Consider the following 13759-nt stretch of genomic DNA (forward strand, 5'->3'; position numbering starts at 1 on the left):
TATCGGGCATGAACGCGCTCGACGTCGCGCTGGTGGCCGCCGCCGTGTGGTTCGCCGTGATCGGGTACCGGCAGGGCTTCGTCATCGGCATCTCGTCCGTCCTCGGCCTCATCGGCGGCGGCGTGATCGCGATCTACGTGCTCCCCCTGATCTGGCGCGAGGTCGCCGACCGCCCCGACCCCGGGCGCACCGGCGCGGTCGCGGCCGTGGCCGTGGTCCTGCTGTGCGCGACGGTCGGCCAGGCGCTCACCACCCACCTCGGCACCCGGCTGCGGCAGCGGATCACCTGGACCCCGGCCCGCGCCCTGGACGCCACGGGCGGCGCGCTGGTCAACGTCCTGGCCCTGCTGCTGGTCGCCTGGCTGCTCGGCTCGGCGCTGGCCACCAGCACGCTGGGCACGGTCGGGCGCGAGGTGCGCGGTTCCAGGGTCCTGCTGGGCGTCTCGCGGGTGGTGCCGGAGAGCGCCGACACGTGGTTCGCGGGCTTCAGCGCGGTGATGGCGCAGCAGGGGCTGCCACAGGTGTTCTCGCCCTTCGCCGACGAGCCGATCACCGAGGTCCCCGCGCCCGACCCCGCCGTGGCGCGCAGCCCCGCGATCGACCGGGCCAGGCGTTCCATCGTGCGCGTGGCCGGCACCGCGCCCGGCTGCGGCAAGGTGCTGGAGGGCACCGGCTTCGTCTTCTCGGAGGGCCGGGTGATGACCAACGCCCACGTGGTGGGCGGCGTCACGGACCCGACCGTGCAGGTCGGCGGGCAGGGAAGGCGTTACGCCGCGCGGGTCGTCCTCTACGACTGGGAGCGGGACGTGGCGGTGCTGGACGTGCCGCGGCTGGACGCGCCCGCGCTGCGGGTCAGCCGGGGTGACGCGATCACCGGCGACGACGCGGTGATCGCGGGCTTCCCGCAGAGCGGCCCGTTCGACGCCAGGCCGGCCCGGGTGCGCGAACGCTTCCAGGCCGACGGGCCGGACATCTACCGCCGGGGCACGGTGAGCCGCGACGTGTACTCGCTGCGCGGGACCGTCCGCCCGGGGAACTCGGGCGGCCCGCTGCTCACGCCGGACGGCGAGGTGTTCGGCGTCGTCTTCGCCAAGTCGCTGGACGACGAGGAGACCGGCTACGCGCTCACGGCGGACGAGGTGCGCGAGACCATCACGCGGGGGCGGGCCGCGGACGAGCCGGTGGACAGCCAGTCCTGCGCGATGTGAGCCGGGGGCGCGCCCCCCCGGCGTGCGATGTCCGGCGTGGTCCCGTGTCGCGGCGCGCGCCCGGCCGTCGCGCGGGGCCGGCGGCCCCGGCGTCCCTAGCCGCGCGGGTGGCGCAGCCGCACGCCGACCCAGCGGGCGCGGCGGCGGAGGATGTCCGGAAAGCCGATATGCGGATTGGCCATGGGTACGCCCTGGATTCGCCGCGCGGCGCCCTGCGCCCGGGCGGCGGCTCCGGTGCCGCTTCGATCACGTGCCACGTCACGGTAGTCGTGCGTCGAGCCCATACTCACGTCCCTGCCCGGGTCCCAAGGTCTATAACCTCCCGGCAGCGAACTCGCGTGGTCTATGCCTTCGGCACATGCCCCGAGGGGCGTGGAGGGGCGCTCCGGCGGGGCGCGGGGGCGTTCGAGGGGGGCGCGTGGCCCGGGAGGCGCGTGGCCCTGGGCGTTCAGCGGTCGGGCTCGGGGTCCCGCAGCCAGTCGATCAGCTCGGTGCTGAACGCCGCCGGGTCCTCCTCGTGCGGAAAGTGGCCGAGGCCGTCGAAGAGGCGCCAGCGGTAGGGCGCCTCCACGTACTCGCCGGAGCCGGCCGAGCTGCGGGTGCGCATCGCGGGGTCCAGCGAGCCGTGCAGGTGGAGCGTCGGCACCAGCACCGGGCGTTTCATCCGGCGGTTGAACTGGATGCCGTCCGGGCGGGCGATGGAGCGGACCAGCCAGCGGTAGGGCTCCACCGAGCAGTGCGCGGTGGAGGGGATGCACATCGCGCGGCGGTAGACCGCGACATCCTCCGGGTCCGGCTGGCGCGGGCCCGACCAGGCGTGGAGGAGGCGGCCGACGGTCTCCGCGTCGTCGGCGACCAGCTGGCGTTCCGGCAGCCAGGGCCGCTGGAAACCCCAGATGTAGGCGCTGGCGGCGGTCTGCCGGGGGTCGCGCAGCAGGGCGGAACGCCAGCTGCGGGGGTGCGGCATGGAGGAGACGGCGAGCCGGCGGACCAGCTTGGGGCGCATCACGGCCGCGGTCCAGGCCAGGTAGCCGCCGAGGTCGTGGCCGACGAGGGCGGCGTCGGGCTCGCCGAGGGAGCGGATGACGCCGGTGACGTCCAGGGCGAGGTTGGCCGGGTCGTAGCCGCGGGGGGTGCGGTCGCTGCCGCCGATCCCGCGCAGGTCCATGGCCACGGCGCGGAACCCGGCCTCGGCCAGCGCGGTGAGCTGATGGCGCCAGGCCCACCAGAACTGCGGGAAGCCGTGCAGCAGCAGGACCAGCGGGCCCTCGCCCAGCTCGGCGATGTGGAACCGCGCGCCGTTGGCGGCGACGTCGCGGTGCGTCCAGGGGCCCTCCCGCAGGATGACCGCGGAGCGCGTCCCCCCTTGGTCGGGCGAGGTCATGTGGGCGTGCCCGCCCTGCCCGGGGCGGCGGGGCGCGGGTGGGGGCGGACGCCGGCCAGGACGGCGGCCGACTCCCTGGCGGAGCGGATGGAGCGCTCGGGCTTGGAGATGCCCCCGAACTTGGCCTTGGCCAGCACGAAGAGAACGACGGCCAGCACGACGTAGAGGGCGCCGACGATCGCGCAGGCGAGGGCGAGGGGGATGCCCCACCAGTTCCGGATCCAGAACGCCACGGCGAAGCTGAACAGCGGCACGGCGAACAGCGCCAGGAACGCCCCGATGATGCCCGCCGCGCTGCCGAGCACGGCCTTGACGACGTCGCGGCGGATCTCGGCCTTCGCCAGTGCGATCTCGTCGTGGACCAGGCCGGACAGCTCGGCGGTCGCCGAGGCGACCAGCTCGCCCAGGCTGCGGCCCTCTTCGGCTGCGCTCATCGCGGTCTCCCCTTTGCGTCCGGGTCTCATCCGGGTCGGTCTGTGCTGTGCGTGCGTGACGGTCGTGGCGCCGACGAGGCGTCAGGCGGGACCCTCAGCGGCGCGCGGGAGTGATGCGGCACATGGTATAGGGGCGCCCGATCATGGCTCGGACGCCCCTGCGCTCACCCTCCGCCCCGCGCGTCGCGCCGCTGTCGTTCCGCGCGTCGCGCCGCGGGCCGCGCTCAGTCCTCCGAGGCGGCGCCGGGCAGCTTCGCCTGGATCAGCTCCATGACGCTGGAGTCGGTGAGGGTGGTGACGTCGCCCAGCTCGCGGTTCTCCGCGACGTCGCGCAGCAGGCGGCGCATGATCTTGCCCGAACGGGTCTTGGGCAGCTCGTCCACCGGGAGGATGCGCTTCGGCTTGGCGATCGGGCCCAGCTCCTTGGCGACGTGCGCCCGCAGCTCCTCGACCAGGCCGGCCTCCTCGTCCGCCTGGTGCGCGCCGCCGCGCAGGATGACGAACGCGCAGATCGCCTGCGTCGTCTGCGGGTCGGTGGCGCCGACCACGGCGGCCTCGGCGATCCGGGGGTGGGAGACGAGGGCGGACTCGACCTCGGTGGTGGAGATGTTGTGCCCGGAGACGAGCATCACGTCGTCCACCCGGCCCAGCAGCCAGATGTCGCCGTCCGCGTCCTTCTTGGCGCCGTCGCCCGCGAAGTACTTGCCGGGGAACCGCGACCAGTACGTGTCCAGGTACCGCTGGTCGTCGCCCCAGATGGTGCGCAGCATGGAGGGCCAGGGCTCGGTGACGGTGAGGTATCCGCCGGAGCCGTCGGGGACCTCGGCGCCGTCGTCGTCGACGACGGTGGCGGAGATGCCGGGCAGGGGGACCTGGGCGGCGCCGGGCTTGGCGGCGGTGACGCCGGGCAGCGGACTGATCATGACGGCGCCGGTCTCGGTCTGCCACCAGGTGTCGACCACGGGGGTGCGGTCGCCGCCGATGTGCTTGCGGTACCAGATCCAGGCCTCGGGGTTGATCGGCTCGCCGACGGAGCCCAGGACGCGCAGGCTGCTGAGGTCGAAGCGGGCGGGGACGTCGTCGCCCCACTTCATGCAGGTGCGGATCGCGGTGGGGGCGGTGTAGAGGAGGGTGACGCCGTACTTCTCGACGATCTCCCACCAGCGGCCGTTGTGGGGGGTGTTGGGCGTGCCCTCGTAGAGGACCTGGGTGGCGCCGTTGGCCAGGGGGCCGTAGACGATGTACGAGTGGCCGGTGACCCAGCCGACGTCGGCGGTGCACCAGTAGACGTCGGTCTCGGGCTTGAGGTCGAAGACGGCGTGGTGGGTGAAGGCCACCTGGGTGAGGTAGCCGCCGGAGGTGTGCAGGATGCCCTTGGGCTTCCCGGTGGTGCCCGAGGTGTAGAGGATGAACAGCGGGTGCTCGGCCTCGAACGCCCGCGGCTGGTGCCGGTCCGGGTGCTGCTCCAGCGTCTCGTGCCACCACAGGTCGCGGCCCTCGGTCCAGGGGATGTCCTGGCCGGTGCGCCGCACGACCAGGACGGAGCGGACGTTCTGTGTGCCGGGGCGGGTGAGGGCCTCGTCCACGGCGGGCTTCAGCGGGGAGGGGGCTCCGCGGCGGTACCCGCCGTCGGAGGTGATGACGACGCGGGCGTCGGCGTCCTGGATGCGGGTGGCCAGGGCGTCGGGGGAGAACGCGCCGAAGACGACCGAGTGCGGGGCGCCGATGCGCGCGCAGGCCAGCATGGCGATGACCGTCTCGGGGAGCATCGGCATGTAGATCGCCACGCGGTCGCCGGCCTCGACGCCGAGGGCGGTCAGGGCGTGGGCGGCGCGGGAGACCTCGCGCTGCAGCTCGGCGTAGGTGAGGGAGCGGGAGTCGCCGGGCTCGCCCTCGAAGTGGATCGCGACCCGGTCGCCGAGGCCGTTCTCCACGTGCCGGTCCACGCAGTTGTAGGCGATGTTCAGCCGGCCGTCGGCGAACCACTTGGCGAAGGGCGGGTTCGACCAGTCCAGGGTCTGCCGCGGCTCCTCGGCCCAGGTCAGGCGGCGCGCCTGCGTGGCCCAGAACGCCAGCCGGTCGGCGGTGGCCGCCTCGTAGGCGGCGGCCGTCACGTTGGCGTCGGCGGTCACCTCGGCGGGCGGGGCGAACCTCCGCGTCTCCGTCATGAGATTCGCCAGGCTCTCGTTGGTCACGGCATCTCCTCGCGGCGTCGGCTGTGTCGCACGGCAACCCCATCAGCCCTCTCGCCCCTTTGACAAGGGGAGGCGGCCAACTGGTGTAGACCTCTTGGCCGGCAGGCCGGCCGGGAGCGGGCGGGGGACGGGACCCCTCGGGGAACGCTAGCGCGCGGCCCCGTGCGCGCCCGCGGCCCGGCGAGGCGCACCCGCGCTCACGCCTGTCACGCCGTCAGAATCCCCGACCGCGCGTCGGGCCGCACGGCCGCGAACGCGGGCCGCCCGCCTCCCCCTTCCCCGTCGAGGACGTACGCCTGCGCCTGGCCGACGTTGAAGTACATGCCGCGCAGCGAGAGCGCGCCCTCGGCCAGGCCCTGCGCCACGCACTCGTGCCGGGTGAGGTGCTCGAGCTGCTGGACGACGTTGACCAGGGCCAGGGCCTCCAGGTTGTCGGCCGGGGGGTGCCCGTCGATCGAGGGGACGGCGCCGGGGTCGCCGGCCAGCCGCTCGACGGTGGGCCGGCCGTGCCGCAGCCAGCGGTCCAGCGAGCTGGCCCGCTCGCGCCGCTCCCCGGCCGGGTCGGCCCGCCCGGCCCGCCCGGCCAGCGCGGCCATGGCGCCGCAGCCGGAGTGCCCGCAGACCGTGATCGAGCTGACCCGCAGCTCCACCACCGCGAACTCGATGGCGGCGGCCACCGAGTCGTCCGAGGAGCCGGACGCCTCGGCGCCGGGGGGCGGCACGAGGTTGCCGACGTTCCGCACCGTGAAGAGGTCGCCGGGGCCGCTGGAGGTGATCATGCTCGTGACCAGGCGGGAATCGGCGCAGGTCAGGAAGAGCTGGCCGGGCCGCTGCCCCTCCTGCGCCAGCCGCGCCAGCTCCTGGCGCATCAGCGGGGCGGTGGTGCGCTGGAAGTTCTCGATGCCCCGCAGGAGCTGGTCGTGGCGGGCGGGGGCGGCGCCGGAGGGGGCGCGGTCCGCGGCGGGGGCGGCCGTCGTGCACTGGTGGTTGCGCCAGGGCTGCCAGGGGCGGCAGTGGTGCGCGGCCACCGGCTCCCCGATCCGGGCCCCGGCGCGGCCGGTGATCTCCACGGCGGCGCCCAGCGCGGTGTGCGCTGCCTGCCAGTCGTGGAGGGCCTCGTAGGCGGCGTGGTCCATGAAGGTGCCCTCCAGCTCGACGGTCGTCCGCGCGCCGTCGGGGACCTGGCTGAGCACCCGGCTGAGCCGGGGGACCGCGAGGAAGGTGAGCTGCCCGCGGATGCGCACGTGATGACTGCCGTCGGGCCGGGGCTCGTGGCTGATCCGGGTGTGCGCCAGCCGGTGCAGGGCGACGGCAACGGCCGTGGCGATGCCGAGCGCGACGCCCTCCAGCACGCCCAGCAGGGTGACCCCCGCGGCCGTGGCCGAGTAGACGACGACCTCGCGGTGGCGGGTGACGCTGCGGATGTGGGTGATGCTGACCATCTGGAAGCCCACGACCATCACCAGGGCGGCGAGGGCGGGCAGGGGGATCAGCTCCAGCAGCCCCACGAGCAGGCCGCTGGCCAGCAGGATCCAGCAGCCGTGCAGCACGGCGGACCGGCGGCTGACGGCCCCGGCCGCGACGTTCGCCGAGCTGCGGACCGCCACGCCCGCCACGGGGAGGCCGCCCAGCAGGCCGGAGACGACGTTGGCCGTGCCCTGTGCGCCGAGCTCGCGGTCCAGCCGGGCGCGGGGGATGCGGGCCCCGCCGTCGCGCCGGCGGGCGGCGATCAGCTTGTCCACCGCGACGGCCGAGAGCAGCGACTCCACCCCGGCGACCAGGGTGACCGTCAGCACGGCGGCGAACAGGCCGAGCGTGAGCCCCTCGGGGAGCTGCGGCAGGGCGTGGCTGCCCCAGGAGGGCAGGTCGACGCGGGGCAGGTCGAGGCCGGTGCCGCGGGAGAGGAGCGTCGCCAGGACGACGGCGGCCAGCGCGGCCGGCACGGCGCGCCGCAGGCCCGCCCCGGCGCGGCCGGGCAGCCGGGGCCAGGCGAGCAGGACGAGGCCGGTCAGCGCGCTGACGGCGAGGGCGGCGGCGTCGGGGGAGGCGAGGCGGCCGGGGAGCGCCGTGAGGTTGTCCGTCGCGGAGCTGCCCGCGGTGCCGCCCAGGACGATGTGCAGCTGGGCGAGCGCGATGGTGACGCCGATGCCCGCGATCATGCCGTGGACGATCGCCGGGCTGACCGCGAGCGCCGAGCGGGCCACCCGCAGCGCGGCGAGGGCGAGCTGCGTCAGGCCGGCCAGCACGGTGATCGCGCAGGTGACGCGCCAGCCGTACTGCTGGATCAGGCCGGCGGTGACCACTGTGAGCCCGGCGGTGGGGCCGCTGACGAGCAGCGGTGCCCCTCCCAGCGAGCCCGCGACGAGGCCGCCGACCGCCGCGGCCACCAGCCCGGCCTGGAGCGGCGCGCCGGTGGCCAGGGCAATGCCGAGGGACAGCGGGAGGGCGATCAGGAAGACCGAGATCGAGGCGGAAAGGTCTGCGCGGTGGCTGGCGGGCATCCCGTCTCCAAATCCGTGCGTCGGGGAACACCGAGGGACAGGTATGGATTACCTCAAGCGTTAGTAAATGAAGGGTAAGGCCACCAGTGGGCATCCGTCCAGATATCTTTTCGGGGGGGCACGCATTCAGGCGTTCGAGTGAATTAATCATTTGAAACGCTTGTAATCCCACCATCTCTTCACCGGGAAAGAGAGCTTGGTCCCGTCAAGCACGGGAACCGACCAGGCCCCTCACGGGCCGGGAGGAACGATGGTGGACAAGCCCCCCGCGCGGGCGCTGGCCTGCGCCGCTTCCCTGACCGCCCTGGCGGCCCTGCTCGCGGGCGCCGCATGCTCGGGCGCCGGACCCGGCGACACGGAAGGGGACAAGGCGGCCGTGGAGCAGCGTTCCGCCCCCGAGAGGAAACGCGCCGCCCCGCGCCTCATCGGCGACGGCTCCACCGCGGACACGGGGCCGCAGCCGCGGCAGCCCGAGGCCGAGCCGCTGAAGCCGGGCGAGGAGCCGCCGCAGTTCGTGGTCTTCTCCTGGGACGGCGCCGCGGAGGACGGGAATCGTTATTTCTCGCGTTTCAGGAAAGTGGCCCGCGAGAATGACGCGCACATGACCTACTTCCTCACGGGCCTCTACCTGCTGCCCGAGGATGAACGTTTCCGTTACGAGCCCCCCGGCCGCGCGCCCGGCGCCTCCGACATCAGCTACCTCAGGGACGAGAACATCGCCGCGACCCTCGGCGAGCTGCGCGGCGCGTGGCTGGACGGCAGCGAGATCGGCACCCACTTCAACGGCCACTTCTGCGGGCCCGAGGGCGTGGCGAGCTGGACCGAGGAGGACTGGCGCAGCGAGATCGACCAGGCGTCCTGGATGGTGCGGAACTGGCGGACCACGACCGGCTTCGGCGACGCCGAGCCCCTGCCGTTCGACTACGGCGAGGAGCTGGCGGGCGGGCGCACGCCCTGCCTGGAGGGCCGCGACGCCCTGCTCCCGGCCGCGGCGGAGGCCGGCTTCCGCTACGACTCCAGCGGCAGCGGCCTCCAGGTCTGGCCGGGGCGGGGCGAGGAGGGGCTGTGGGAGTTCCCCCTGCCCTCCATCCCCGTCCCCGGCCGGTCCTTCGAGACTTTGGCGATGGACTACAACTTCCTGGCCAACGACGCCGGGGGCGAGGACTACCGCGACGGCCTGCTCGCGGCGTTCGACCGGGCGTATCACGGCAACCGCGCGCCCCTGGTCGTCGGCAACCACTTCAGCGACTGGAATGGCGGCGCCTACCTCGACGCGGTCGAGGACGTCATCGAGGAGGTCTGCCCGCGCGAGGGCGTGCGGTGCGTGTCGTTCCGTCAGCTCGTGGACTGGCTGGAGGCCCAGGACCCCGCGGTGCCGGAGCGGCTGCGGGGCCTGGGCGTGGGCGAGGCGCCGGCGGACGGCTGGGCGGCGTTCCTCGGCGGGCCGTGAGCCCAGCGTGCGCGGGCGCGCTCCGGCCGGGTGCGCCACCCGGAGTGCCTCCGCGCGACGGCCGCCCGCCCCAGGTTCAGGCCGGCTGCGGGCTCCCCGCCTCCCGGAGCACGAACCCCGGGTCGACCTGCGCGGCCAGGTCGGTGCCGGTGCGCTCGTTGCCCCAGCTCGTGGCGTTCTTCAGGTGGAAGTGGACCATCTGCCGCGTGTACCGCTCCCAGTCGCGGTGCGCGTAGGCGGCGTCGGCGGCCTCGTACAGCGAGCCGAGCGCCCGCTGGTTGACCGCCTCCAGCTCCGCGAACGGCCGCTGCTGCCCGCGCTCCAGGGCCCGCACCCAGTCGGACTGGCCGAGCGTGACCAGCAGGTCGTCCCCGGCGTGCGCCCGCAGGAACTCGACGTCCTCGGCGCCGTGCACCTTGTTCCCCACCACGTGGAGGGTGACGCCGAAGTCGCGGGCGTACTCGCGGTACTGGCGGTAGACGGACACGCCCTTGCGGGTCGGCTCGACCACCAGGAAGGTCACGTCGAAGCGGGTGAACAGGCCCGAGGCGAACGAGTCGCTGCCGGCCGTCATGTCCACCACGACGTACTCGTCGCGCCCGTCCACCAGGTGGTTGAGCAGCAGCTCGACCGCGCCGGTCTTGGAGTGGTAGCAGGCCACGCCGAGGTCCTCCTCGGTGAACGGCCCGGTGACCAGCAGCCGCGCCGCCGTCCCCGCGCCGAGCGCCACCTCGCGGGCGCAGGCGTCGAAGACGGGGTTCTCCTCGGTGAGCCGCAGAAGTCGGGAGCCGGAGCCGGGCGGCGTGGTCTTGATCATGGCCTCGGCGCTGGGGATGCGGGGGTTGTCGCCGCGCAGGTAGTCCTTGATCAACGGCAGGCGCGCGCCGAGCGGCGGGAGCGCCGCGGCCTCGTCCTCCTCCAGGCCGAGGGCGGTGCCCAGGTGCTGGTTGATGTCGGCGTCCACCGCGGTGACCGGGATCCGCCGGGCTGCCAGGTACCGGATGAACAGCGAGGACAGCGTGGTCTTACCGCTGCCGCCCTTGCCCACGAAAGCGATCTTCATGTTCATTAGCGTAGCGCCGAGCGTTCGCGCGCGCAGACGGGGAGTGAAGAAGTCCACTCGTACGAGTCGCCGGGGCGACCTGGACCGGGCCTAGGCTTCGGTGTTATGGGTGCGAACAACGGCGAGACAGCGCGGCGGGACGCGGACGGCGCGGCGGCTCCGGAGGCTCCCGGGGGCCAGGCGGGCCAGGCGGGTGCGGACGGTCCCGGGGCGGGCGGAAACGATTCGGCCGACCCGCTGGCCAGGCTGGGCGCCCTGCCCGCCGCCGAGGCCGCCGTCGAGGGCGTGCGAACGGCCGTGGACCGCGTCTACGGCCACCGGGTCATGCGGCGGCGCAGCCCCGAGATCGCCTCGGAGAGCGCACTGAGGGGCGCGCGCGCCTCGGCCGCGCTGGCCGGAGCCGACTGGGCGCTCGAAGAGGTGCGCAGGCGCAGCGACTTCAGCGGCGACGAGGAGGCCAGGACCGTTGGCGCGGCCCTGCGGCTGACGGCCGAGGCCGGACAGCTGCTGAGCGTCTGGCGCGACTCGCCGCTGCGCGTGCTGGCCAGGCTCCACCTGGTGGCGGCCGGGGGAACGGCCCCGGCGGAGACCGTCGGCCGGCCGCGGCTGCCCGGCGAGCCGGTGGACGAGCCGGGCCTCGCGGACCTGAACCTGCCGGCTCCCGGCGCGGCGGAGGTGGCCGCGCGCCTCGACGGCCTCAACCGGCTCCTGCTGGCCGGCTCGCGCGCCCCCGCCCTGGTGACCGCCTCCGTGGTCCACGCCGAACTGCTCGCGCTGCGGCCCTTCGGCACCCACAACGGCCTCGTGGCACGGGCCGCCGAGCGGATCGTGCTGATCGGCGGCGGGCTCGACCCCAAGGGCGTCACGCCCGCCGAGGTGGGCCACGCCGAACAGGGGCGCGCCGCCTACACCGAGGCGCTGCGGGCGTACGCCTCGGGCACTCCGGAGGGCGTGGCCGCCTGGATCGCCCACTGCGGCAGCGCGGCCGAGCTGGGCGCCCGCGAGTCGGTCGCCGTCTGCGAGGCCCTCCAGCGCGGCGCGGCCTGACCGCCGCGGACGCCCCCGGCCACGGCGCCCGGCAACGCCCGGGGCGCGCCTTGGCGGATCGCGCCACCGCGGCCGTTGCCCCTCGGCCGGTGCCGCCCGCGCCTTCTACGCCGCCGGGAGCCCGAGCGGCAGGACCCGCCCCGCCCGGCGGCGGCTGGCGTACCAGACCAGGCCCGCGGCGCAGGCCGCCGCGGCGACCGCCGCCCCCGCCGCCAGCGCCGGGCGCGGCGGCATCGCCAGCGCGGGCAGCCGCTGCCGCAGCCGCACCGGGCGTTCGAACGTCAGCACCGGCCAGCCCCGGGCGGCGGCCTCGCGGCGCAGCGCCCGGTCGGGGTTCACGGCGTGCGGGTGGCCGACCGACTCCAGCATCGGCAGGTCGGTGGCCGAGTCGCTGTACGCGTAGCAGCGGTCCAGGTCGTAGCCCTCGCTGACGGCCAGCTCCGCGATGGCCTCCGCCTTGGCCGGGCCGTAGGCGTAGTACTCGACCTCGCCGGTGTAGCAGCCGTTGGCCACCACCATCCGGGTCGCCACCACCCGGTCCGCGCCCAGGAGTTCGCCGATCGGCTCGACCACCTCGGCGCCCGAGGAGCTGACGATCACCACGTCCCGGCCGGCGGCGTGGTGGTGCTCGATGAGCGAGGCGGCCTCGTCGTAGATGATCGGGTCGATGACCGCGTGCAGGGTTTCGGCCACGATCTCCTTGACCTGCTGGACGTTCCAGCCGCGGCACAGCGCGGACAGGTAGTCCCGCATCCGCTCCATCTGGTCGTGGTCCGCCCCGCCGAGCAGGTAGACGAACTGGGCGTAGGCACTGCGCAGCACGGCGCGCCGGTTGATGAGACCGCCCTGGTAGAACGGCCTGCTGAAGGTGAACGTGCTCGACTTCGCGATCACGGTCTTGTCCAGGTCGAAGAAGGCGGCGGTCCGCGGCTGGGCCAGTATTTTCACGTGCTCGAGCATAAGCCGGGAGGCGGCGCCGCCATTCGGCGTACGCGGGGGTGTGGTGGTTTGCCTCAGAGGGCTCTCGGGTACACCATGGAAGTCACGGATCGTTCGCGACCGTGCTAACCCGGTCCGACTCCTCCCCCCCCGAGTCGGCCGAGGAAGACGACCCCCGCTCTCCCCCCCGGCGGGGGTCGTCGCATGTCCGGGGCCTGTTCCGGCGGCCCCGGCGGGCGTTCCGGCGGTGCTCCCGGGGCCTGTGCCGGCGAAGCCCCGGCGGCGTCCCGGGTGCCCCGGGCGAGTCCGGCCGGCGGCTAACGGCCGTGGCTGCGGCGGCGTTTCCCGTCCGGTCCCGTGGTGGCCCGCCGTTCCTCGCCTGCCGTTTCCCCTTCCTGTCCCGTGTGCTTGTGCGCGCATTTCGCGGCTATTTCGCATGCCGTCGTACTGAGGATTTCTGAGGCGGAAGTCGGCTTGTGTGGGTGACGGAGTTTTCCACAACGTCCGAGTTATCCACAGATTTGGGAGCGCGCCGTCAGGGGGGCGTTCGCGGCGGCACGGTGGGGTCACGAAGCGTTCGGCGACCGGCCGGGCGCACCGCGTGACTGCATGGAGGTAAGCGGCCGTGGCCGGACCCATCCTGATTCTCACGGAGGACGAAGACCTCCTCGACGACCTGCTGCGGCTGTGCGCCGCGGCCGGCGCCCAGGCCGAGGTGGCGCACGGGGGGCCGGTCGCCGCCGGCCCGTGGGAGCGCGCCCCGCTGGTGCTGGTCGGGGACGACCGGGCCGCCGCCCAGCCCGACCGCGCGCGCTGGCCCGCCCGGAGGCCCGGCGTGCTGCTGGTGCACCGCGGCCCCGAGGACCCCTCGGTCTGGGCGCGCGGGGTGGCGCTGGGCGTGGAGCAGGTGCTGCGGCTCCCGGGCGACGAGCCCTGGCTGGCGGACCGGATCGCGGATGCCGCCGAGGGCCCCGGCAGCCCGGCGCTGACCGTCGGGGTGATCGGCGGGCGCGGCGGCGCGGGCGCCTCCTCGCTGGCCTGCGCCCTGGCGCTGGCCGCCGCGCGCCGGGGGCCGCGGTCCGTGCTCGTCGACGCCGACCCGCTGGGCGGCGGGCTGGACGTGCTGCTCGGCGGGGAGCGGACCCCTGGCCCGCGCTGGCCCGCGTTCGCCTCCGCACGCGGCCGGCTCTCCGGCGCCGCGCTCGACGAGACCCTGCCCCGGATGCACGGCGCCGGCGTGCTGAGCTGGGACCGCTCCGAGGCTCCCGGGCTCCCCGCCGAGGCGATGTCCACCGTGCTGACCGCCGCCAGGCGCGGCGGCGGGGTGGTCGTGGTCGACCTGCCCCGCTCGCCCGACGAGGCGGCGGCCGAGGCCCTGGTCCAGCTCGACCTGGGCCTGCTGATCGTCCCCGGCGAGCTGCGGGCCGTGGCGGGCGCCCGGCGCGTCGCGGCGGGCGCGGGGGCCCTGGTGCGCGACCTGCGGCTGGTCGCGAGGCCGGCCCGGGCGGGCGGGCTGGGCGGGGGCGAGATGGCGCGGC

Annotated in this window: 11 protein-coding genes; 4 read left to right on the forward strand and 7 right to left on the reverse strand. The window is 74.9% G+C overall.

Annotated features, from left to right (window positions below):
• Positions 1–8 precede the first annotated feature (8 nt).
• Positions 9–1208, forward strand: a complete 1200-nt coding sequence (locus RM780_RS16225) for a MarP family serine protease (RefSeq protein ID WP_311631436.1) — start codon at positions 9–11, stop codon at positions 1206–1208.
• Positions 1209–1303: 95 nt separating this feature from the next.
• On the opposite strand, the gene RM780_RS16230 is transcribed toward RM780_RS16225, so the two are convergent.
• The 5 genes from RM780_RS16230 to RM780_RS16250 all read right to left on the reverse strand — a co-directional run bounded on the left by RM780_RS16230 (position 1304) and on the right by RM780_RS16250 (position 7722).
• On the reverse strand, positions 1304–1492 hold the full coding sequence (locus RM780_RS16230; RefSeq protein ID WP_311631437.1) for a hypothetical protein: 189 nt from the start codon (positions 1490–1492) through the stop codon (positions 1304–1306).
• A gap of 164 nt (positions 1493–1656) precedes the next feature.
• A complete protein-coding gene (locus RM780_RS16235) occupies positions 1657–2592 on the reverse strand; it encodes an alpha/beta fold hydrolase (RefSeq protein WP_311631438.1) in 936 nt (311 codons plus the stop codon).
• A complete protein-coding gene (locus tag RM780_RS16240) occupies positions 2589–3026 on the reverse strand; it encodes a phage holin family protein (RefSeq protein WP_311631439.1) in 438 nt (145 codons plus the stop codon). The genes RM780_RS16235 and RM780_RS16240 overlap by 4 nt, the downstream gene beginning before the upstream one ends.
• A gap of 224 nt (positions 3027–3250) precedes the next feature.
• The gene (gene acs, locus RM780_RS16245; RefSeq protein WP_311631440.1) at positions 3251–5221 is read right to left on the reverse strand and encodes an acetate--CoA ligase; all 1971 of its coding nucleotides are present in this window, start codon (positions 5219–5221) and stop codon (positions 3251–3253) included.
• A gap of 206 nt (positions 5222–5427) precedes the next feature.
• A complete protein-coding gene (locus RM780_RS16250) occupies positions 5428–7722 on the reverse strand; it encodes a SulP family inorganic anion transporter (protein ID WP_311631441.1) in 2295 nt (764 codons plus the stop codon).
• A gap of 250 nt (positions 7723–7972) precedes the next feature.
• On the opposite strand from RM780_RS16250, the gene RM780_RS16255 reads away from it, so the two are divergent.
• A complete protein-coding gene (locus RM780_RS16255) occupies positions 7973–9172 on the forward strand; it encodes a polysaccharide deacetylase family protein (protein WP_311631442.1) in 1200 nt (399 codons plus the stop codon).
• A gap of 76 nt (positions 9173–9248) precedes the next feature.
• Here the strand turns inward: RM780_RS16255 and RM780_RS16260 are convergent, their stop codons facing one another.
• Positions 9249–10235, reverse strand: a complete 987-nt coding sequence (locus RM780_RS16260) for an ATP-binding protein (protein WP_311631443.1) — start codon at positions 10233–10235, stop codon at positions 9249–9251.
• Between the two features lie 105 nt (positions 10236–10340).
• On the opposite strand from RM780_RS16260, the gene RM780_RS16265 reads away from it, so the two are divergent.
• A complete protein-coding gene (locus tag RM780_RS16265) occupies positions 10341–11282 on the forward strand; it encodes a Fic family protein (RefSeq protein WP_311631444.1) in 942 nt (313 codons plus the stop codon).
• A 105-nt stretch (positions 11283–11387) separates the two neighbouring features.
• On the opposite strand, the gene RM780_RS16270 is transcribed toward RM780_RS16265, so the two are convergent.
• Positions 11388–12230: an HAD family hydrolase gene (locus tag RM780_RS16270; protein WP_394812991.1), complete on the reverse strand. Its 843-nt coding sequence runs from the start codon at positions 12228–12230 to the stop codon at positions 11388–11390.
• 616 nt (positions 12231–12846) lie between these two features.
• Between RM780_RS16270 and ssd the strand changes: the two genes are divergently transcribed.
• Positions 12847–13759 (forward strand): septum site-determining protein Ssd (gene ssd / locus RM780_RS16275; protein WP_311631446.1); only part of this gene is annotated, 913 nt, incomplete at its 3' end.

Source organism: Streptomyces boetiae (genome assembly GCF_031845405.1).
Taxonomy (GTDB): domain Bacteria; phylum Actinomycetota; class Actinomycetes; order Streptomycetales; family Streptomycetaceae; genus Streptomyces; species Streptomyces boetiae.

Coding starts and splice junctions, on each gene's coding strand:
- RM780_RS16235 (WP_311631438.1), bottom strand. CDS start 2,592: ATGACCTCGCCCGACCAAGGGGGGACGCGCTCCGCGGTCATCCTGCGG.
- RM780_RS16250 (WP_311631441.1), bottom strand. CDS start 7,722: ATGCCCGCCAGCCACCGCGCAGACCTTTCCGCCTCGATCTCGGTCTTC.
- RM780_RS16225 (WP_311631436.1), top strand. CDS start 9: ATGAACGCGCTCGACGTCGCGCTGGTGGCCGCCGCCGTGTGGTTCGCC.
- RM780_RS16230 (WP_311631437.1), bottom strand. CDS start 1,492: ATGGGCTCGACGCACGACTACCGTGACGTGGCACGTGATCGAAGCGGC.
- RM780_RS16265 (WP_311631444.1), top strand. CDS start 10,341: ATGGGTGCGAACAACGGCGAGACAGCGCGGCGGGACGCGGACGGCGCG.
- RM780_RS16255 (WP_311631442.1), top strand. CDS start 7,973: ATGGTGGACAAGCCCCCCGCGCGGGCGCTGGCCTGCGCCGCTTCCCTG.
- RM780_RS16240 (WP_311631439.1), bottom strand. CDS start 3,026: ATGAGCGCAGCCGAAGAGGGCCGCAGCCTGGGCGAGCTGGTCGCCTCG.
- RM780_RS16260 (WP_311631443.1), bottom strand. CDS start 10,235: ATGAAGATCGCTTTCGTGGGCAAGGGCGGCAGCGGTAAGACCACGCTG.